This is a genomic window from Ottowia sp. (assembly GCF_047975795.1).
Classification (GTDB): Bacteria; Pseudomonadota; Gammaproteobacteria; order Burkholderiales; family Burkholderiaceae_C; genus Ottowia.
Genome location: NZ_JBKEEE010000095.1, coordinates 1 through 19,828 on the forward strand (window position 1 = coordinate 1; position 19,828 = coordinate 19,828).

General features: G+C 61.8%; 21 protein-coding genes. 4 read left to right on the top strand and 17 right to left on the bottom strand.

The window, feature by feature from the left end:
• Positions 1-167 precede the first annotated feature (167 nt).
• The 17 genes from ACK5NW_RS14325 to ACK5NW_RS14405 form a co-directional block, all read right to left on the bottom strand.
• A complete protein-coding gene (locus tag ACK5NW_RS14325) occupies positions 168-1,568 on the bottom strand; it encodes a sigma-54-dependent transcriptional regulator (RefSeq protein ID WP_416929229.1) in 1,401 nt (466 codons plus the stop codon).
• Positions 1,565-3,493, bottom strand: a complete 1,929-nt coding sequence (locus ACK5NW_RS14330) for an ATP-binding protein (RefSeq protein WP_416929231.1) — start codon at positions 3,491-3,493, stop codon at positions 1,565-1,567. The genes ACK5NW_RS14325 and ACK5NW_RS14330 overlap by 4 nt, the downstream gene beginning before the upstream one ends.
• A 220-nt stretch (positions 3,494-3,713) precedes the next feature.
• Entirely contained in the window at positions 3,714-4,436 is a 723-nt protein-coding gene (locus ACK5NW_RS14335; RefSeq protein WP_416929233.1) for a TorD/DmsD family molecular chaperone, read from the bottom strand.
• Positions 4,433-5,170 (bottom strand): 4Fe-4S dicluster domain-containing protein, encoded by a 738-nt coding sequence (locus tag ACK5NW_RS14340; RefSeq protein ID WP_416929236.1) that lies wholly within the window; start codon positions 5,168-5,170, stop codon positions 4,433-4,435. The genes ACK5NW_RS14335 and ACK5NW_RS14340 overlap by 4 nt, the downstream gene beginning before the upstream one ends.
• A gap of 11 nt (positions 5,171-5,181) precedes the next feature.
• On the bottom strand, positions 5,182-7,809 hold the full coding sequence (locus ACK5NW_RS14345) for a molybdopterin-dependent oxidoreductase (protein WP_416929238.1): 2,628 nt from the start codon (positions 7,807-7,809) through the stop codon (positions 5,182-5,184).
• Positions 7,806-8,744 (bottom strand): hypothetical protein, encoded by a 939-nt coding sequence (locus ACK5NW_RS14350; protein WP_416929240.1) that lies wholly within the window; start codon positions 8,742-8,744, stop codon positions 7,806-7,808. The genes ACK5NW_RS14345 and ACK5NW_RS14350 overlap by 4 nt, the downstream gene beginning before the upstream one ends.
• A gap of 150 nt (positions 8,745-8,894) precedes the next feature.
• Positions 8,895-9,425, bottom strand: a complete 531-nt coding sequence (locus tag ACK5NW_RS14355; protein WP_416929242.1) for a hypothetical protein — start codon at positions 9,423-9,425, stop codon at positions 8,895-8,897.
• Positions 9,426-9,626: 201 nt separating this feature from the next.
• Complete coding sequence (locus tag ACK5NW_RS14360; protein WP_416929244.1) at positions 9,627-9,971, bottom strand: hypothetical protein; 345 nt, start codon at positions 9,969-9,971, stop codon at positions 9,627-9,629.
• 253 nt (positions 9,972-10,224) lie between these two features.
• The gene (locus tag ACK5NW_RS14365; protein ID WP_416929246.1) at positions 10,225-11,916 is read right to left on the bottom strand and encodes a PepSY-associated TM helix domain-containing protein; all 1,692 of its coding nucleotides are present in this window, start codon (positions 11,914-11,916) and stop codon (positions 10,225-10,227) included.
• A gap of 29 nt (positions 11,917-11,945) precedes the next feature.
• Positions 11,946-12,263 carry a hypothetical protein gene (locus ACK5NW_RS14370; protein WP_416929248.1) on the bottom strand — a complete coding sequence of 106 codons (318 nt, stop codon included), beginning with the start codon at positions 12,261-12,263 and terminating at the stop codon, positions 11,946-11,948.
• Positions 12,260-12,547 carry a hypothetical protein gene (locus ACK5NW_RS14375; protein WP_416929250.1) on the bottom strand — a complete coding sequence of 96 codons (288 nt, stop codon included), beginning with the start codon at positions 12,545-12,547 and terminating at the stop codon, positions 12,260-12,262. The genes ACK5NW_RS14370 and ACK5NW_RS14375 overlap by 4 nt, the downstream gene beginning before the upstream one ends.
• A 6-nt stretch (positions 12,548-12,553) precedes the next feature.
• The gene (locus tag ACK5NW_RS14380) at positions 12,554-13,495 is read right to left on the bottom strand and encodes an alpha/beta hydrolase (RefSeq protein WP_416929252.1); all 942 of its coding nucleotides are present in this window, start codon (positions 13,493-13,495) and stop codon (positions 12,554-12,556) included.
• 119 nt (positions 13,496-13,614) lie between these two features.
• Positions 13,615-14,238, bottom strand: a complete 624-nt coding sequence (locus ACK5NW_RS14385) for a glutathione S-transferase family protein (protein WP_416929254.1) — start codon at positions 14,236-14,238, stop codon at positions 13,615-13,617.
• Positions 14,239-14,312: 74 nt separating this feature from the next.
• The gene (locus ACK5NW_RS14390; protein WP_416929315.1) at positions 14,313-15,014 is read right to left on the bottom strand and encodes a glutathione S-transferase family protein; all 702 of its coding nucleotides are present in this window, start codon (positions 15,012-15,014) and stop codon (positions 14,313-14,315) included.
• 80 nt (positions 15,015-15,094) lie between these two features.
• Positions 15,095-16,108, bottom strand: coding sequence for a lipoyl synthase (gene lipA / locus ACK5NW_RS14395; protein WP_416929256.1), 1,014 nt, complete (start codon positions 16,106-16,108; stop codon positions 15,095-15,097).
• A gap of 47 nt (positions 16,109-16,155) precedes the next feature.
• The gene (gene lipB, locus ACK5NW_RS14400; protein ID WP_416929258.1) at positions 16,156-16,848 is read right to left on the bottom strand and encodes a lipoyl(octanoyl) transferase LipB; all 693 of its coding nucleotides are present in this window, start codon (positions 16,846-16,848) and stop codon (positions 16,156-16,158) included.
• A gap of 79 nt (positions 16,849-16,927) precedes the next feature.
• On the bottom strand, positions 16,928-17,236 hold the full coding sequence (locus tag ACK5NW_RS14405; RefSeq protein ID WP_416929260.1) for a YbeD family protein: 309 nt from the start codon (positions 17,234-17,236) through the stop codon (positions 16,928-16,930).
• Positions 17,237-17,493: 257 nt separating this feature from the next.
• Between ACK5NW_RS14405 and ACK5NW_RS14410 the strand changes: the two genes are divergently transcribed.
• From ACK5NW_RS14410 to ACK5NW_RS14425, 4 genes are all read left to right on the top strand, one after another.
• Entirely contained in the window at positions 17,494-18,036 is a 543-nt protein-coding gene (locus tag ACK5NW_RS14410; protein ID WP_416929262.1) for an ATP synthase subunit I, read from the top strand.
• A complete protein-coding gene (gene atpB / locus ACK5NW_RS14415; protein ID WP_416929264.1) occupies positions 18,026-18,913 on the top strand; it encodes a F0F1 ATP synthase subunit A in 888 nt (295 codons plus the stop codon). The genes ACK5NW_RS14410 and atpB overlap by 11 nt, the downstream gene beginning before the upstream one ends.
• 65 nt (positions 18,914-18,978) lie before the next feature.
• Positions 18,979-19,242 (top strand): F0F1 ATP synthase subunit C, encoded by a 264-nt coding sequence (atpE, locus tag ACK5NW_RS14420; protein WP_416929266.1) that lies wholly within the window; start codon positions 18,979-18,981, stop codon positions 19,240-19,242.
• A gap of 98 nt (positions 19,243-19,340) precedes the next feature.
• Positions 19,341-19,811: a F0F1 ATP synthase subunit B gene (locus ACK5NW_RS14425; protein WP_416929268.1), complete on the top strand. Its 471-nt coding sequence runs from the start codon at positions 19,341-19,343 to the stop codon at positions 19,809-19,811.
• The last annotated feature ends 17 nt before the right edge of the window (positions 19,812-19,828 follow it).

Here is a 19,828-nt window from a genome sequence, read left to right on the forward strand (position 1 = left end):
CCGAGAATCGGACACCATGCGGCGTTGCAAAGCCTCGCGATACCGCCCGGTATCGCTGCGTTTTGCGCCTTGCCTGGTGCCGATTTCGGCAGATTTTTCATTTCAACGAACTTACAGCTCAGGACACTAGATGGACGATGCAGCGAAACGGCCAAGACGGTCAGAAGCTACTTGTACCCATGCCGGTCCATCATGCGGTAGGCGGTGCGCTCGGACACCCCCAGCGCTTCAGCCACCTTGCGCCGGTTGCCATCATACTTTTTGAGCAACTGCGCCAGGTACTCGCGCTCGATGTGTTCCAGCGTCGGCTCACCCTGAAGCACTAGGGTGTCGTCGGCCACATGGGCCGACGTGGTGGCGGATGCGGTGGCTGATACGGCTTCAGGCGTATGGGCTGGCATGGCCCAGTGCATGGCTGCCGCGGCCTGGTTCAGCCCCAGGTGTTCGGGCGCGATCTCCGGTGCGTTGCCCACCAGAATCAAAGCGCGCTCGATCACGTTGCGCAGCTCGCGCACGTTGCCAGGCCAGTTGTAGCTCACCAAGGCATCCAGTGCGTGCTGGCTCAGGGTGATGGGTGGCAGTGCGCTGGCGCGCCGTCTGAGTGCGATGAAATGTTCTGCCAGAGCGCGCACATCTTCAGACCGTGCGCGCAAGGGTGGTACCTGAATGACGAACGCTGCCAGGCGGTAATAAAGGTCGTCACGAAACAGCTCTTGCCGGGCACGCTGCGCCAGATCGCGGTTGGTGGCGGCCACGATGCGGGCGTCGGTGCGCAGATCGGCGGTCGCGCCCACGCGCCGGAACCGGCCAGATTCGAGCACCCGCAACAGCTTGGCCTGGATGGCCGGGCCAGCTTCGCCAATTTCGTCCAGAAACAGCGTGCCGTGCGCGGCCGCTTCAATCAGCCCGGCCTTGCGCCGGTCGGCACCGGTGAAGGCACCACGTTCGTGGCCGAACAGCTCTGATTCAAACAACGCCTCTTGCAGCGTGGTGCAGTCCACGGCCACAAAACGTTCGTCGCTGCGCGCGCTGGCGGCGTGCAGCGCCTGCGCTACCAGTTCTTTGCCACTGCCGCTTTCGCCCTGGATCAGCACCGTCACGTCGCTGGCCGCCACCTCGCGGATCAATTGGCGCAATTGGCGCATGGCCGGGCTGTCGCCAATCATGGCGGTCATGGCATCGCCGTGCGTGGCTGCCTTTTGTGCCTGCAACTGTTTGCGCTCCAGCGCGGCGCGGATCACCAGTTCCAGCTCGTCCAGGTTGACGGGTTTGACCAGATAGTCGGCCGCACCCAGGCGCATGGCTTGCACCGCCTGATTGACGTCACCGTAGGCGGTCAGCATGACCACGGCACGCGACTGCGCCACTTCTTGCAGTGGCCCAAAACCGGTGGAGTCGGGCAGGTTGACATCCAGCAGCACCAGATCAGGCGCAAAAGAGGCGATGATTTTTTGCGCTTCCCGCCAAGACGCTGCGCTGGCCACGTCATAGCCGCACTTGCCCAGCTCTTTGACCAGCAGGCGGTTCAGAATCACATCGTCTTCGACGACCAGAATCGACGGCTTCATGGCGGGGTGGAGCGTCGCAGCGTCAGTGTAAAAGTGCTGCCCACACCTTGTTGGCTGGTCACGTCGATGGTGCCACCAAACCGATCCATGGCCGCCTTGCAAATGGCCAGCCCCAGCCCAGTGCCGCGCTGGCCGTCGATGCGGTGGCTGAAAAATGGCATGAAAATCAAGGGCAGATTTTCAGGGGCAATGCCCGAGCCGGTGTCTTGCACCGACAGCTTCAGCGTGGCGTCGTCGGTGGACGCCTCGGTCCGAACATGAATCTGGCCGCCCTTGGGCATGGCATGCAATGCGTTGTGCAGCAAGTTGACCAGCACCTGGCGCAGCTCGGCCTTGTCGCCCAGCACCTGCTCGTCTTCGGCCATGCCCTCCAATTGCACCGTGACGTGGCGTGCCCGAAATTCTTCGCTCAACAAGGCCATCACATCACCCAAGGCCGCATTGATCGACACGGCGTGCAGGGTGGGTGACGGTGCCTGGCTCATTTGCAGCAGCCGCTGTGTGGTCAGCACACAGCGGTCGATTTCGGTGTCCACCAATTGCAGGTAATCGATCAGTTCATCGCTGCGCATCTCATCATGACGCAGGCCGCGCAAACAGGCTTGCAGCGCCAGCCGGATCGACGCCAGTGGGTTGTGAATCTCATGCGCCACGCCATTGGCCAGCAAACCGATGGTGGACAGTCGTTGCTGCTGAGAAAACTGGATGGACCTGTCCAGCGGCCGCATGACCTCGACCGTCAGCCGCTCGCCCTGATTGGTGATGAAGGGGGCGGCCTCGATGTCCACTTCCACCGTGCCGCCGCCTGCTTTTTGCAGGGTCATCAAGCTGCGCACAGGCTGAGGGTGTTGGCGCATCTCGGCCACCGGGCAGGTCAGCAAAGTGCTGGGGCACGGCGCGGCGCTGCCGCGGCTGATGCGGTGGCAGCATTGGCCCACCACGCCGTCCAGCGCATGCCCCAGCAATTGGGCATAGGCCTGGTTGGCCAGGCGAATGCGGAAGTCGGGGCCGATGACCAGCACTGGGTCGGGGATGGCGTCGACCATGGATTGCAAAAATCGCCGCTCTTCTCGCAGCGTGCCAACCATGTTTTCCAGCCGCCCGGCCATGCGGTCAAAGCTGCGGCTGACACGGCCCAGCTCGTCTTCTGATGACGAGTTGACGCGCGTGTCCATGTCCCCCACGGCCAGTTGGTCGGCCGCCTCAGCCAGCGCCGCCAAAGGCTGGCTGACTCGGCGGCGCAGCGTCATGCTCATCAGCGCGGCAAACAATGCCAGGGCAGCCAAACCTGCGCCCAGCAGCATGCCGGCTGAGCGTGATCCGAAACTGGCCGTTGAAACCGGCGCAAAGTCGAGCAGCAGCACGCCATTGACCGGGTGTTGATCAGGTGTGCCGTGGCATTGCATGCAGCGCGGCTGGTTCAGCACCGGGTAGGCCATGTGCAGTTGCTCGCCGTTGGGATTGGCCCGCCAGACCAGTTGCGGCTGGGGCGTGGGGCAGCCTGCGGTTAAGCACAGCCCGTTCAATTCGTCCTGCGCCGATGTGCCCACGACGGTGGCCTGTGAGGCAAAGCGGACGGCACCTTGAGGTTCAAGCAGACGTGCGCGCTCCACACCGGGCACGTCGCCCAGCGCGGCCACAATGGTGCTCAAACCCGTCAGATCGCGCTTGAGCATGGCGTTTTGCAAGCTGGCCTCGAACAACTTGGCCATCCGCCGCGCGGACGATTCGTGTTCTGAGCGCACCGCGTTTTGGCTGATGCCCACGGCCAACACCAGCATGACCCCTGCAGACAGCAGCAAGGCGAGTACCAGGCCCAGCGTCAATTGCCGGGATACCGAGGCTGCAATCCAGCCACGCAAGCCCGAGCGGCTTTGCGGGAGCTGCATCGCCAGGGGTGTCATGGCTTCTGGCTGGGCGCTCATGGGTGGATTTCTTGCTGCACCAACCGATTGTGCGGCTTGCGCCACCCGTGCTGGCTAGTGGGGTACACCGGCTGGCTGATCGATGTACCTTTACTGATCGACCCTTGATGGAAGTCAATCTTGCATGCGCTGCATGACTGGCGTATCCACGGGATGGGCAGCGCAGAGGCAGCGGCTGGTGCAGCCATTTCGGCCCACGGTTGGGGCACCGCCAGCCCCATTACGGCAGCATGGTTCCGCAACCACTTTGGCGTTGCGCGTCCGCGGGTGTGACCACGGGAGGTAATACGGCAACCTGGGGCAACGCTTGTTGGCAGGCTTTGCAGGCAGCCAAAGTCAACGCCGCCAGTGCGGCATAAAACGGGGTGTCCGCGCGCTGTGCGACCCGGGTGGCGAATTGCGGCAGCCAGGCCAGCAGGTGGGTTTTTAAAAAGCGGGCGGCTTCACGTGCCTCGCCACGCTCAAGCAGAAGTGCCACAAACTCCAGTTCATGCGTGATGTGGTCATCCGCACGCTGGCGCCAATTGGCCACCTGCACGCCATGGCGGCGGTAAAAGTCGCGCACGGCGAAGGTGGGCGCTTGCAGCATCAAATGGTCTTCGTCGCGCCACACCGATTCGTGCGGAGACGCGCGCAGGGCGTGTGTCAGGTAAATGGCGGCGTAGTCGGCGGCCAATTGATCGGTGGTAGAGCCGGGCAGTCCCGCATCGCTTTCGCAGTGGCTGCTGGCCAGTGCTTGCAGTGTCTTGGCCATGGCCTGGACTTCAGGCGCGTCAGCGGTCAGCACAGCCAGCGTCTCAGGAAAGCCGTTGGCGTACAGCTCGGCCAGCACCTCTGGCGTGCGCTCTTGGGCGTGCAACCAGGCCAGGGTGCGCAAATCTTCGGCCACCGGCATCCAGTCGTGCGCTGCGGGGGCTGATGAAGCTGTGGTGCCGCCCCTCATGACGATGCCTTGCTGGATGGTGCAGGCGCTGATTCGGCAGGGGCTTCGACCTTGCCTTTGGGGTGCGCCACAAACACGATCGAGGGGTTGGTCAGCTCAGGGTTGGCCATGTGCTGCACCTGCCGCACCGGCACGTCCACGCCTTTGACCATGGCTTTGGTGTCCCAGGTGCCTGCTTTCAATTGCTCGATCGGGCCAATGTCGAGCACGCGCATCATGCAGGCCGACACGCAATACGGCTTGCGCCCGGATTCCAGCTCGTCAATGCACAGGTTGCATTTCTTGACAGTGTTGTCCGTGGGGTCGTATTGCGGCGCGCCGAACGGGCAAGCCGCTTCGCAGCGGCGGCAGCCAATGCACAGCGAGCTGTCGATGTCCACCACGCCGTTGTCGGCGCGCTTCCAGATCGCGCCGGTCGGGCAGGTGGGCAGGCAGGCCGGTTCGGCACAGTGGTTGCACGACATGTTGACCTTGTAGGCAAACACGTCAGGAAAGCTCCCCCCTTCCACGTACATGACGCGGCGAAAGCGCGGCCCTGGTGGCAGGCCATTTTTGTCTTTGCACGCGATTTCGCAGGCGCGGCAACCAATGCAGTCCATGTTGTTGTGGATAAAGCCCCACTGCTGCTCGGGTTTGACCGGTTCGTAGGTGGTGGCGTCGCGGCGCTCTTGTGCGTATTTGACGCGTGCCTTGGCGTCGATGCCCAGTTTATTGATGACTTGTTTTTCTGCCATGGCGGCACTCCTTACATGTCGCGGCGGAAAACGGATGAGCGGGCCACGGCCAGTTCGTCCCACCCTGGACGGTGCACCAAGTCAGACTTCTTGATTTGCACCATGGCGTTGTTGTAGGCAAATGCCCCGGCCGGGCTGGGGTTGTCCAGCGTGAGGAAGTCGGGGTTGCCTGCGCGATCGATCCCGTTTTTGTCGGGGTCCATCCAGGCACCTTCAAACAGCACAAGCACACCGGGCAGCAGGCGTTCGGTCACATAGGCGGGCACCACGCATTTGCCGCGGTCGTTCCACACCTCGACGGTGTCGCCGGTTTGTATGCCCAGCTTGCGCGCGTCGCTGGCGTTGATGGTGACTTCTTGCTCATAGGTTTCGCGCAACCACGGAATGTTGTTGAAGATCGAATGCGTGCGCCAGCGCGGATGCGGGCTGATCAAATGAAATGGGTACTGCTTGGCGATGGGGTGATTGAGCGACTCGAACGGCTCCACCCATTTAGGGATGTACGGAATTTCGTAGCCATACTGCGTCTTCGTCCAGTCGGTGATGTTGGCCAGTTGGGTGGAAAAAATCTCGATCTTGCCGGAAGGGGTTTCAAACGGCGTGCCCTTGGTCACCTGATCGCGGAAGGCCACGTGCGGCTCTTTCAGAAGAAATTTATAGGTGCCGTGCTTTTTGAACTGTTCCCACGACATGGTCACGCCCTGGTGGTGCTGCACGCTGCCTTCCCACCAGGCTTGCAGATAGGCCTCGTCCACGGCATCGGGGTTATCGAAGTAGCTGCGCTCGGCGCGCGGGTTGTAGCGTTTGCCTAGGTTGTTCAGGCTGGGGTCAAGCGCTTGAAGCCGGTAGCACAGCTCGGTAAACACCTGAAAATCGCTCTTGCTCTCACCGAGCGGCTCGATCACCTTGGGTCGATGAATGTAGTAGTGCCCCTTGTACCAGGGAAGCGCCACATCGTGCCGCTCGAAGTGGGTGGCGATGGGCAGCAGGTAGTCGGCCCAAATGCCCGAGGGCGTGATGGTCGAATCCATGCACACCACCAGTTCCAGTTTTTCGATGGCCTGGATTTCCTTGTTGATGTTGGTGAGCTGGTTGAACCAGTCGCTGCCTTGCCAAAAGATGCCCTTGATGTTGGGCAGCTTGCCGTCCAGGTCGTCGCCGCGCGGCCACAGACCCACCTCCTGCCTCTTGACGTTCGGGTAATTCAGCACACAGTGCGCCCAGCGGTCGGACTTGATCGAGGCCCACCACAGGTTGGCGTTTTCGTCGTAGGGGTAGGCCACGCTTTCGCTGTGCCAGGCTTTGCCCACGCCCTCGGCGCAGCCGCCCAATACGCCGATGTTGCCGGTCATGGCCTGCAAGGCGGCGGCCATGCGGTTGTACTGCTCGCCATAGCTGGCACGACCAGGTGCCCAACTGGCTTTAAGTGCGGCGGGCTTGGTTTTGGCGTACATGTCGGCCAGTTTGCGAATGTCATCGGCTTTGACGCCGCAAATCGGTTCGGCCCATTCGGGGGTCTTGGGCGTGTTGTCGTATTTCCCGAGGATGTAGTCTTTGAAGTTTTGCTTGTCGGCAAATTCTTCGCCCATGGTGCCCGCATCCATGCCCAGCACGAACTGGTCGATGAACTTCTGGTCGTGCAGGTTGTGGGTGAAGATGTGGTGGGCCATGGCGGCCATCATGGCGGCGTCGGTGTTGGGCTTGATGGGGATCCACCAGGCGTCGTAGACGGCGGCCGAGTCGGTGTATTGCGGATCCACCAGCACGAACTTGCAGCCGCGCTGCTTGGCCATGCGCATGTAATAGAAGGTGTTGCCGCCGTGGAAGGTGTAGGCCGGGTTCCAGCCCCACATGATGATCAGCTTGCTGTGCGCAAAGGCGTCGTCTTCGTTGCCGTCTTGAATGGTGCCGAAGGTCATGCGGCTGGAAAACGTGGTGCCCTGGTAGCTGGGCACGCTCCACGAGTTGGTGCGGCAGCCAAACATGCCCAGAAAGCGCCCCAGCAATCCTTCGATCTGGTCGCTTTTGTGCAGCACGCCGTAGCTGGCACCGGCGTAACTTTGATCCAGCAGCGCCGTGGGGCCGTAGTCTTTTTTCAGTTGCACCATCTTCTGGGCAATTTCATCCAGCGCCTGATCCCAGCTGATGCGCTTGAACTTATGCTCGCCTCGCGCACCGACGCGCTTCATGGGGTACAGCAGGCGCTCGGGTGAATACAGGCGTGAGCGGTAACTGCGGCCGCGCAGACAGCCGCGCAGTTGTGGCTCTTCAAACGTGTCTTTGCCGTAGGCACCGCCAGCCTGGTATTCGCCGTTGTCGGTGGACAGGCGCACGATCACGTCGCCTTTTTTGTGCGCCACCAGCACGTGGCGTGAGCCGCAGTTGTGCGCACACGAGGTGACCACGGTGGTCAACTGGTCGTCGGTAAAGTAAGGCTCGTAGGCAAATGCCTCCACGCGCTTGGGTGCTACCGTCACGCCCAGGCTGACCAGGCCCGCTGCGCCTGCGCCCGCGCTGATGATTTTCAGAAAATCGCGCCGCTTGTAGCCACCGCTCACGCGGTCGATCGAATCGCTGACGCTGGGAAATCGGGTGTGTGAACTGCGGGTGGGCGGCTCTGTGGGCCAGTCGTTTTTCATTGTGAGGCTCCTTGCGCTGCGGCAATGTTTTTGGCGGCGCTTTGGGCGGGGGTGTTCATGGTGGCTGTGATGAAGCGCACTTCGCTTTCTGTCGGGCGGCCTTTGGCCCAGTCAGGCACTTCAGGGGCCATGCCGTCCCAGGCGTGGCGCGGATAGGGATAGCTCGTGCGGTACCAGGCGCGCGCGCCGTGGCAGCCAAAACACACGTCGCCGTTGGTTTGACCGGCTTCTTCAATGGCCTTGGCGTTCAGGTAATTGACCTGATGTCGATTGGTGCGGATCGCCGCATGGCACAGCATGCAGTTGTTTTGAAATGTTTCCTTGGACTGCGCCCACGGGCCGGGCAAACCCATCACCTCCCAATTCATTTTTCCGTGGCATTTCAGGCAAGTGGTTTCGGGGTTGACCATCTTGCGCAGCGTGAATTCGCCATTGCCGCCGTGTACCGTTGCAGAACTGCCCGGCGCTTCGTCGCGTGGCTCGTTGCCCTGGTGGCAGGTGGTGCAGCGCATGTTCATGAGTTGCTTGGACAGCGTGGTTTGCAGGTGACGGCGATGGAAGGTGTCTTGTTCGCCCTCGTAGGTCGATGTTTGCTGGTACCAGGCTTTAGCCGTGGCGGCTTCTACACCGGCGGGAGACGTTTTGCGTACCGATGGTTTCAGCACCTCGGCATGGCAGGCCAGACATTGCTGGTCGCTGGCTTGGTCAATGGCGGGTTTGAAATGAATGGGATCCCATTTGGCGCGCTGGTAATCAGCGGGTGGGGAGGCCGTCGTTGCGTCGGCGATAAGGGGTGCGCTGGCCGCTGGTTGGACTGCGGCAGTGGTCGTGGGCGCGCTGGGTTGGCTGTCAGAACACGCAGTAACAAATAGCAGCGCAGCAAACAAAAAGGCAACTGGCCAGCATGTGCGTGGCCTCAACGTGGGTGTTTTCATAACCTTGCTCCGACCAAGGTGCTTATGGATAAGGAGAGGGGCCGGGGCAGCGCTGTGCTGACCCGGCTTGGGCGCACCGTCACCCCCTGGTGAGCGGTGCGCGGCTGGCTTTTCGCTTCTTATTGAAAGACCGTAGACAGCGTGCCTGGTTTATTTCTTCTCGCCAGACATGCCGCTCATGCCCGACATGCCTTCCTGGCCGGACATACCGCTCATGCCTTGTTGACCAGACATGCCCGACATGCCACTCATGCCTTGCTGGCCAGACATGCCGCTCATGCCGGACATACCCGACATGCCGCTCATGCCTTGCTGGCTTGACTTGGCCTTGGACGACTTTTTCTTGGTCTTGGCTTTATCGCCCGACATTCCGGACATGCCCGACATGCCTTGCTGGCCGGACATACCGCTCATGCCGCTCATGCCTTGTTGGCCACTCATGCCCGACATGCCTTGTTGGCCACTCATGCCCGACATACCTTGCTGGCCGGACATACCGCTCATGCCGGACATCCCAGACATGCCTTGCTGGCCCGACATACCGGACATGCCGGACATACCTTCCTGACCAGACATGCCGGACATGCCGCTCATGCCTGATTGCTGGGCCATGGCTGGAGCGACGGCAGCGACAGCAGCCACCAACACCGACAAACCGAGGACTTTACGAACTGCTTTCATGGAGATCTCCTTAATTACCAATAAAAGACGCTTGCGCAGGGCGCGTTTGCCCCGCAACAAGTGATGGGCTGATTGCCCGCTGCCCTCAGACAAAGGACAGCACCGCGCGCGCCTGTCTCATGGCGTTGGCTGCGATAGGGTTGGGCACGCCTGGTCTTGAGCGACAGGCGTGCATGAATAAGGCGCATGGCATGCATGGGCTTAATGCGCGCCAGCGTTGGCCGCAGGTGTGGTTGACGTTGACAAGTCCGCCGCTGCCGCGCCGCTGTGCATGTGGCGCAGGTCGTAAGGCGTGGGCATGCCCTCGTGGTTCAGGGGTGTCCACCATGCACCGGCAGATGCGATGTCGCGCACGTTGCCCGGCAAGGTGCCTTCCACGCCACGCAACCCATGCGCCACTTGCGCATCGGTCATGCTGAACTGGGTCAACCGCGGCGCGTTGTCTGGTCGGCGGTCTGAGTGCAGGCCCGCCACATACGGCTCGGCCTGCGCCCAGGATGCGCCTGCGGCCAAGGCCAGCGCCAGTGAAAGTAGAGTTTTGGTCATCGTGGCAAGAACACCTTGAAGTGGCTTGATCAAGCACTTCAAAGCAACTTCTTTGCCAGCCAGAGTGGGCGCGCTAAGCCCTTGATACAGATTATTTTTTTCTTCTTAATCGAATGGCTTTGCAAAAAATCATGTCAAGTTGGCAGCTTTTGAGGGCATCACTCGCCAAAATGTCATGCCAGATTGGCGCAAGGCCGGGTGGTATGCGGGCTGCGCAGTTGCCTGTGCCCAAACGTCCAAGGGGCTGAACGGTTCAAGGCGCGCGCGGCGCGTTGTCGGATGTGGTCAGTGGTGCTGGTCGTGGTGTGGGTCGTGGTGTGGGTCGTGGTGTGGGTGGGGTGATGGCCCACACGCTATCGGGTGTGCCCTGACGCAGGCGGCGTGTGGCTGCGCGGGCCATCAGTGCCAGTGCCAGTGCGCCGGTCAATGCGGTGGCGTCGACGCCGAGCGCGGCCGGTGAGGTGTGCACCCACAGCCCCAGGCCGGGTACGAGCCAGGCCAGCAGCGAGGTGAGCGGAATCGCCAGTGTCAACGCTGCACTGGCCCGCAGCAGCGTCACGCCTGCGATGGCCGCGCCACGCCAGAAGGCCCAGCCCAGGCTGGCAAAGAAAGCGGTGTAGTACAGCCCCTTGTGCCACAAACCCAGATCACCGACGTGCCCATACAGCCACTTGCCGCCCGCGATGGTCAGCGAGATGCCGCACACGCAACCCAGGCACACGCCCACGGTGGCGGCGGCCATCAGGCGCGTGTCCCGGCGCTGCTCTGGCACAGGATCGCCCGCTTTGCGGGCGCTGCGGCGGCGCGATTCCACCCACAACAGGTTGCCGCTGTAAAACAGCCAGGCCCCGCACATGCCGAGCAGAAAGTACATCCACTGCACGGCAGCGCCCCCAAAAGAGGCCATGTGCAGCGCAAAGATGCTGCTGATCACCAGATTGGGGGCGGATTGCGCGCCGGGCAGAAAGTCGGCGCTGGCGATTTTGCCGGTGTACGGATCGAGCACCGCAAAGCCGCCCAGCGCACGCGGCATCACTTCGGCCGAGTCTTTGCCCCAGACCCGCACCATGGCACGCGGCGTGGCCACGCCCTGGTAGTCGAGTCGGGTGGCCTCAAAATCCGGTGCAATGGTTTTGACGCGCGCCACCAGTGCTGTGGGTGCCAGCATGGTGGCCGGATCGGGCGGGGCCTGTGTTTTGGTGAATGCAGTGGCCGGGGGCTGAAAGGCAGTGGCCAACTGGCCGTTGTGGATCAGCCGGTCTTGCAGGTCGTAAAACCCATCGTGAAAGGCAAATCCCACCGCCGTCAGCGCCATGACGATGTGAAACGGCAGGCTGATGATGCCCACCACGTTGTGCGCGTCCAGCCACATGCGTTTGAGGTTCTTGCCTACGCGCAGGGCAAAAAAATCTTTCACCAGCGAGGGCAGCAGCACGACCACGCCTGAAAACAAGGCCACCGCATACAGCAGCGCCACCACGCCCATCACCCAGCGGTTGGGGTCGTTATCCGTGGGCAGACCGACCACGCGGTGCAGCACGTCGATAAAGTCGCCCAGTGGCGTAGGGTGCACCTGCTGCACCTGCGCTGCACCGTCGGCCCGCAGCGCCGACTGGTAATCACGGTGGGCCGATGGATCGTGGTCATCGGCGTTAGGATCGCGCACCGTCCAGCCCATGCGGGCGGGCACGTCTTCGGTGTCGCGCAGATAAATGGTGAAAGCGCGCGCGGCTGACGGGTCGGTCGCCAGCGTTTTGGTGATCAGCTCTGGCGCTTCAGCCAGCGACACCATAGGGCTGGTCGCTGGCGGCGATACCCAACGGTTGATCGGTTCTTTGAACACTGCCAGCGCCCCGGCGTAGAACGCAATGAACAGCGCCATGCCGCTCACAATACCGCTCCAGGTGTGTACCGCTTTGTAGATGCGAACGTGTTCGGCTTTCATGCCATGCCTTTGCCATGTCTTTGCCGTGCTTAAGCCAGCCGCCATGCCAGCCGCACGCCCGCCACCAGCAGATTGGCCGCACCCAGCCACAACCAGGCGCGCCAGCCGCTGGAGAAAAAATACACCCCGCCCAGCGCGCCCATCCACACCGGGGCCACCAGCCACATCGCCAGTTGCGCCCGCACTGAAATCGGGATGCTGCTGGCTGCCTGCGCCAGCAGGCCGCTGCACCCCAGTGCCAGGGCAAAGCCCAGCAGCAGGTCGGCCAGTGTTTTGGATACCCAGTCGCGCGCAAGGCGCATACGTGGGGTGGGCGTGGCGAGGGTGGGTGTGGTGTGGGTGGTCATGACGGCGTTTGCGTGCGTGCGCGCCGCCACGCGCCCAGGTATGCAAGCAGGGGAAAGATCAGCATCAGCGCAGTAATGAAGAAAAACCCCGCTGTCAGCGGTTGCATGGCCTGCAACAGCGTCCAAAAACTCAGCGCCAAGCCCGCGGCACCTGCGCCCACTGCGGGGCTGGTGTGCCAGGTGCGCGACAGCCACAACTGGTTGGGTGAGGCCAGATAAAGGCACAGGCAAGCGGCTGTCAGCAGCAGCAGGGCCAGCAGGATGAAAAGCGCGCTGGTGTTCATGGTGCATCAGTTTCCAGGGATCACAGGGCTGTGCGAACTGCTTGGGGGCGATTCAAGAAACGACTGCATGCCGCGTGTCAGGGCAGGCATCCAGGCCAAGCCGTGGTCTTCGCCTTGCAGCTCGATGTAGTGCACCCGTTCACGCCAGCCAGGCAGCGCGCGCAGCTCGGCAGCCAGTTGGCGCGCAGGTGCCAGCATGGGCCGCGCTGCCCGCAGGCGTGCTCGCTCGGGCGGTAACGGGTGTTGGGATGGCGCATCCTCCAGCGTGCCGACACTGATGTGCACCCGCGGGCGCTGCTTGAGCGGGGTTTGCGCCAGCCGGGGCAGGCCCTTCAGCACCAGTTGATCGCGCCACCAGATCGACGGGCTGGACGCGATGAAGTGCGAAAAGCTGCCAGGGCGGGTGAACAGCGCATGCAGCGTGAACAAGCCGCCAAACGAGTGCCCAAACAGCGCCTGCCGTTGCGGGTTGACCGGGTGTTGCGCAGCAACCAGGGGCTTGAGCTGGCCGTCAATAAAGTCAAGCAGCAAGTCAGCACCGCCCTGGTTGGCCGATGCATCTGCTGGCGCTTGTCCGACGGTGTAATCGCGCCGCCGCTGCTGGACAAAAGTGTCTCCCATGCCCGGATAACCCACACCCACCACCAGGGCTTCGGGCGCGCCGGTCACCGCGCTGCGCCGCGCGATCTGGCGCGCCACCAGCGCGGCCACCGGAAAACTGCCGTTGCCGTCCAGCACGTACACCACCGGATAGCCGCCCAGCGGTGGTGCACGCTTGGGCGCGGACAGGAAGATGCGGTAGCGGTGCCCGGTATGGGTGGCCGTCAGATCCGTTTGCACAGCGTGCGGCAAGGTGACGGACGTCCAATGGACTGTTTCAGAAGGCGGTGTGCCCGTCGCGGATTCAGCCCAGGCAGCCAGCGTTGCACTGGCAAGGCCAATTCCCATCAAAAACCACCGAAGCCACAGACGCATTACTCAAACCATGATGCAAACCATTCTCGTTATTATGCGTGTAGACGATGCAAGCGCTGCGCACGATGCGCGCGGCTGTGGCGTGAATGCGTTTACCAAGCCCCTGCACTGGGTCTGGCCGCCACCTTGTCGCGCCAGGCTTGCAGCGCGGCAAAACCTTCTTCCCCGGCCTTGAATTTGAGTAGCCCGCGGGCGAATTCGTGGGCACAAAAAGCAGTAATGTCGGCGATCGTGAACCGATCTCCGGCGATCCATGTCTGTTTTTGCAGGCTTCCATCCAACCATCGGGCCGCTTCGCGCATCTTTTCGCTCTGTGAGCGGCCAAAGTCGGCAAACTGCGGCTGCTCCAGTGGGGCCAGCCCCGGGTGGGTGTGGCGGATGGCATTGGCGATGGGGCCCAGCCAATACCATTCGGCCCGGCGGTCGTGCATTTCGATGAAGGCGCGCTCTTCAAAGTCTTCACCCATCAGGTTGTTTTGTGGGTAAATACCTTCAAGATAAGCGCAGATGGCGCGTGTTTCGCTCAAAACGCGGCCGTCGTCCAGTTCCAGTGCAGGTACGCGCGACACGGGTACTTTGCTTCGGTAAGCGTCGCTACGGTGCTCGCCCGCGTTGATGTCCACGGCCACCAGTTCCATCGGCGGGATGGATTTCTCGTGCATGAACATTTGCACACGGCGGGGGTTGGGTGCGCGCGGGGCGATGTAGAGTTTCATGATCGAATGACTCCTGAATGAATAGCTGCTTGCGCTTGCCAGTTAAGCGCTAGAGGCTGATTTGACTTGGTATTTCAAGCCGTGCCCTGCGCCCCGGTTACCATGCTGCGGGCGTCGCGTGAAAAGCGCTCGGCACCGGCATCGCCATCGCGCGTCAAATCCACCTCGGCAGCGGGCCGCTCGATGCCGCACTGCACAGCGGGGCGGGTGCGGATGGCGTCGCGCCAGCGGCGCAGGTGATCCAGCCCGTCCATCGACACGCCCGACCAGCGGTGTGTGCGCACCCAGGCCCAGTGGGCGATGTCGGCGATGGAATAGGTGCCCGCCAGCCACTCATGATCTTTTAACTGGTGGTCCAGCACTTCAAAAAGACGGCGGCTTTCGGTCTGATAGCGGTCGATGGCGGGCTGGATCTTTTCCGGGAAGTAGCGATAGAACACATTGGCCTGCCCCATCATCGGCCCTACTCCGCCCATCTGGAACATCAGCCATTGCATGACGCGCGAGCGGCCTTTGACGTCGGTTGGCATCAGTTGCCCGGTTTTTTCAGCCAGATAGACCAAAATCGCGCCCGATTCAAACACGGCAAAACCGTCTTGGTCGTGGTCGACGATGGCCGGAATGCGCCCATTGGGATTGATGGCCAGGTAGCTGGGGTGTTTTTGCTCTCCTTCAGACAGCTTGAGTACCTTCAGCGTGTAGGGCAAGCCCAGCTCTTCCAGGGCGATGGACACTTTGTGTCCGTTGGGCGTGGCGGCGGTGTAGAGGTCGATCATGGCGGCGTTCTGCGCTGGCATAAGGCAATGCCGCCATGGTAGCGGTGGTGCCTGGATTGTGTGCGTTGCGCGTGACCGAGCTACCCCAATACGCCCTGCGCCTGTTTGTCAGCGTGATAGCTGCTGCGCACCATGGCACCGACGGCAGCGTGGGTGAAACCCATGGCGTAGGCTTCGCGCTCGAACATCTTGAAGGTGTCGGGGTGCACGTAGCGGTGCACCGGAATATGAGCGTTCGACGGTGCCAGGTACTGACCGATGGTGAGCATGTTCACGCCGTGTGCACGCAAGTCGCGCATGACTTGCAAAATTTCATCGTCCGTCTCGCCCAGGCCGACCATCAAACCGCTTTTGGTGGGTACGCTGGGGTGCAGGGCCTTGAATTTTTTCAGCAGATTGAGGCTGAACTGGTAGTCGCTGCCGGGACGCGCTTGTTTGTACAGACGCGGCACCGTTTCCAGGTTGTGGTTCATCACGTCGGGCGGAGCGGCTTTCAGAATGTCCAGCGCGCGGTCGTCGCGGCCGCGGAAGTCGGGCGTGAGGATTTCAATCTGCGTGCCGGGTGAGCGCGCGCGCGTTTCGCGGATGCAATCCGCGAAATGCTGGCTGCCGCCGTCGCGCAGGTCGTCGCGGTCGACGCTGGTGATGACCACGTATTTGAGCTTCATTTGCGCAATGGCCTTGGCCAGATTGACCGGCTCATTCACGTCCAGTGGGTCGGGGCGACCATGGCCGACGTCGCAAAACGGGCAGCGGCGGGTGCACTTGTCGCCCATGATCATGAAGGTGGCGGTGCCGTGGCCAAAGCACTCGCCGATGTTGGGGCAACTGGCTTCTTCGCACACGGTGACCAGGTTGTTGCTGCGCAATACCTCTTTAATTTCGTAAAAGCGGGTGCTGGGGCTGCCCGCTTTGACACGAATCCAGTCGGGTTTTTTTAGCGCCGGGCCGTCGTTTTGCACCTTGATCGGGATGCGCGCCAGCTTGGCACCGGCTTTTTGCTTGGCACGGGCGTTGTAGGTTTCAGCGGGCTGAGCGTCGCGCACCACAGGGGCGTTGGGGCCGGCGGCGGCAGGGGTGATGGGTGTGCTCATGCGCGGGTGCAATCCTGAAAAGCAGACCAGCCCTAAGAGGTCAACCCCTAAGAGGCCAGCAGTCGACTGAGGTGGGCTGACATGGCGTGAGCCGTTTCATCCCAATCAGCGGAAACGCCCATTGTAGAAAGATCAACGGTTTTTAACCCCGCGTAGCCACAAGGGTTGATGCGGGTAAAGGGTTCCAGATCCATGGCCACATTCAGCGCCAGGCCGTGGTAAGTGCGGTGGTGGGTGACTTTGATGCCCAAGGCGGCAATCTTGCCCAGGCCCGTGAAGTCGGGCGCTGGTGGGGGCGCGCCAGGCACGCGGTGCTGTGGCCGTTGGGGCAGTGCGGCATGGCTGAAAGGATCAGCCAGTCGCACATACAAGCCCGGCGCGCCCGCTACCCGGTGGCCGATAACGCCAAACTGCGCCAGCGTGCGGATGGCCGCTTCTTCCAGCCGGTAGACGTATTCCCTGACGAAGATGTGGCGACTTTTCAGATCAATCAGCGGATAGACCACCACTTGGCCGGGGCCGTGATAAGTGACCTGCCCGCCGCGGTCGGTGGGCACCACGGGGATATCGCCCGGAGCCAGTACATGCTCGGGCTTGCCTGCCAAGCCGAGGGTGAACACCGGCGGGTGCTCGCACAGCCACAACTGCTCACCCACGGCCTCCAGGGGCTGGCGCGCCAGTTGTTGCATTTGCGCAAACGTGGGGGCGTAATCCACGCGACCTAGAAAATGAACGTCCATGGCAAAAACAATTCGCTTCTATTTTTACAGCTTTATTGGCATGTAAATACAGCGTCATCAGGAAATCCAACCCCATGAATCACAGTGCCCAGCGCACCATCGGATGTGTGCTGAGCGCGCGGTACAGATCATCCAACTGCTCACGGCTGGTGGCATGCACGGTGATGGTCACGCCCAGGTATTTGCCGCCGCCGCTTTGGCGCAGCTCGATGGTGCTGGCGTCGAATTTGGGGTCGAACTGCCGGGCAATGTGGGTGATGGCGTGTACAAAGCCGTCTTCGTTGACGCCCGCCACCTTGATGGGAAAGTCCACCGGAAATTGCAGCAATTCTTTTTGCGGGGCGGATTCTGGAGGAGTTGGGGCATCAGGAGCAGGAGGCTGGGTCATGGTTTTGAAAAGGCGTTCTTTGGGTGGAAGTCTGGCGATGAACGGACGCAGAGTACTCCATCATGGCACGTGGGGGCACCGCAGGCGGTTTCCAGCCGGCGGCTCATGAAAAGCGGCAGCCTGTCATGGCTGGAAGAGGCCGTCGAGACTGGTTTTTGCAGATCACAACGCTGGCGCTGTCGCAAGGTACAAGTTCCTACGTATAATCGCGTCGATTTGCAGTTGGTTGCGAATGCGTAACTGCGGCGTCAGATGGCATGACAAAAATCACACCGAAGACGGCGCGAAACACGCCCCGGCAATCTCCCGGCTGGCAGGACACTGGCAGCGCTAAGGAGGCATTCACCCCGCTCACGGCAGAGCAAGCGAGCCAGTGGCGCACGCGCCACCCGCAGTTGCCTGTGTCGCGCGTGCTGGCCATGCAGGTGGTCACGGGTGCAGTGGTGGTGGTGGTGGCGTGGTTGCTGTCGGGCAGGCTGGAAGTGGCCTGGTCGGCTGCTTACGGTGCGCTGGTGGGGGTGATTCCAGCGGCGCTGGCTGCAAAAGGAACGGCCCGCTGGGCCACACCTGGGTTTCCGCCGGGTGCGGCGCTGGCAGGTTTTTTGTTGTGGGAGGCGGTCAAGGTTATTTTGGCCGTGGGGATGCTGATGGCGGCCCCGAAGATTTTGGGGGCACCCCACTGGCCAGCGCTGCTGATCGGTTTGGTGCTGACAATTAAGGTGTACTGGATCGGCTTGCTGCTGCTCCAGTCGATGAGGTCCAGGCAAGGACAGGCAAGAGTAAAAACCAATGGCTGCTGAAACCGTTGCAGGGCAAGGCCCCACCGCTGGCGAATACATCGTCCACCACCTGACGCACTGGCAGAACCGCACGCCCACTGGCGTGCTGGATCTGGGGGTGTTCAATCTGGATTCGCTGATCTATTCGATCGGACTCGGTGTGGTGGGCTGCTGGTTGCTATGGCTGGCGGCGCGCAAGGCCACTTCGGGTGTGCCGGGGCGCTTTCAGGCGGCGGTGGAAATTCTGGTCGAAATGGTGGACAACCAGGCCAAGGGCATCGTGCACAACGTCGAAAGCCGCAAGTTTGTGGGGCCGCTGGCGCTGACGGTGTTTGTGTGGGTGTTCCTGATGAATGCCATGGACTTGTTGCCGGTCGATTTGCTGCCGGTGATCTGGCAAGGCATTTATGGCGCTGCGGGCCACGATCCGCACCATGCTTACATGCGTGTGGTGCCCACGGCCGATTTGTCCATCAGCCTGGGGCTGTCGGTGGCGGTGTTGCTGATCGCGCTGTACTACAACGTCAAAATCAAGGGTGCGGGCGGCTGGATTCACGAGCTGTTCACGGCACCGTTCGGGACCAGCAAGAATCCGGTGCTCGCCATCCTGTTGGGCCTTGTCAATCTGGCCATGCAGTTGGTCGAATTCATTGCCAAAACGGTGTCGCACGGTATGCGACTGTTTGGCAACATGTACGCGGGCGAGCTGATTTTCATGCTGATCGCGCTGATGGGTGGTGCGTTCGCGTTCACTGGCACCGGCATTGGCTTGGCCATTGGTCACATCATCGCAGGCTGGGCCTGGGCGGTGTTCCACATTCTGATCATTACCTTGCAGGCCTTCATCTTCATGATGCTGACGCTGATTTACATCGGCCAGGCGCATGACGCCCACTGACGGGCTGCTGGCCCCAGGTTTCTTTTTCTTTTTTTGTTAACCAACCACGTCCCTTAGGAGTCATCATGGAAGTAATCAGCTTTGTCGCTCTGGCCGCCGGCCTGATCATCGGTCTGGGTGCCGTTGGTGCCTGCATCGGCATCGGCATCATGGGCAGCAAGTACCTCGAATCTGCCGCGCGCCAGCCCGAGCTGATGGGCGAGTTGCAAACCAAAATGTTCCTGCTGGCTGGCCTGATTGACGCGGCCTTCATTATCGGTACCGGCGTGGCGCTGTGGTTTGCCACGGCCAACCCATTCCTGGGCCAACTGGCGCAAATCGCCCAGTAAGCAGCCGGGTCTCGGGTTGGGGCGGGTGCGCGCGCCTGTGATGGACGTGCCCCGTGATTTAGTTTTCCGGCCCAGCGCCGCTGCATGAAGGATTTCCCGTGAGCATCACCGGTACCTTAATCATCCAGATCATCGTGTTTCTGCTCTTGGTGGCATTCACGATGAAATATGTGTGGCCGCCCATCGCCAAGGCGTTGGACGAGCGCGCCCAAAAGGTCGCTGAAGGTCTGGCGGCTGCCGACAAGGCCAAGAGCGAGTTGGCTGCAGCCAACCAGCGTGTCGAGCAAGAGCTGGCCGCTTCCCGCAATGACAACGCCCAGCGCCTGGCCGATGCCGAGCGCCGTGCGCAGCAAATCATTGAGGAAGCCAAGACTCGCGCCAGCGAAGAAGGTGCCAAGATCATCGCTGCTGCCAAGGCTGAGGCCGAACAACAGACGGTGCAGGCACGCGAAGCGCTGCGTGATCAGGTGGCCAAGCTGGCGGTTCGCGGCGCCGAGCAAATCTTGCGCAAGGAAGTCAATCCTTCCGTGCACGCCGATTTGCTGGGCCAGTTGAAAACCGAGCTTTGACGCCCAAGCTTTAAGGA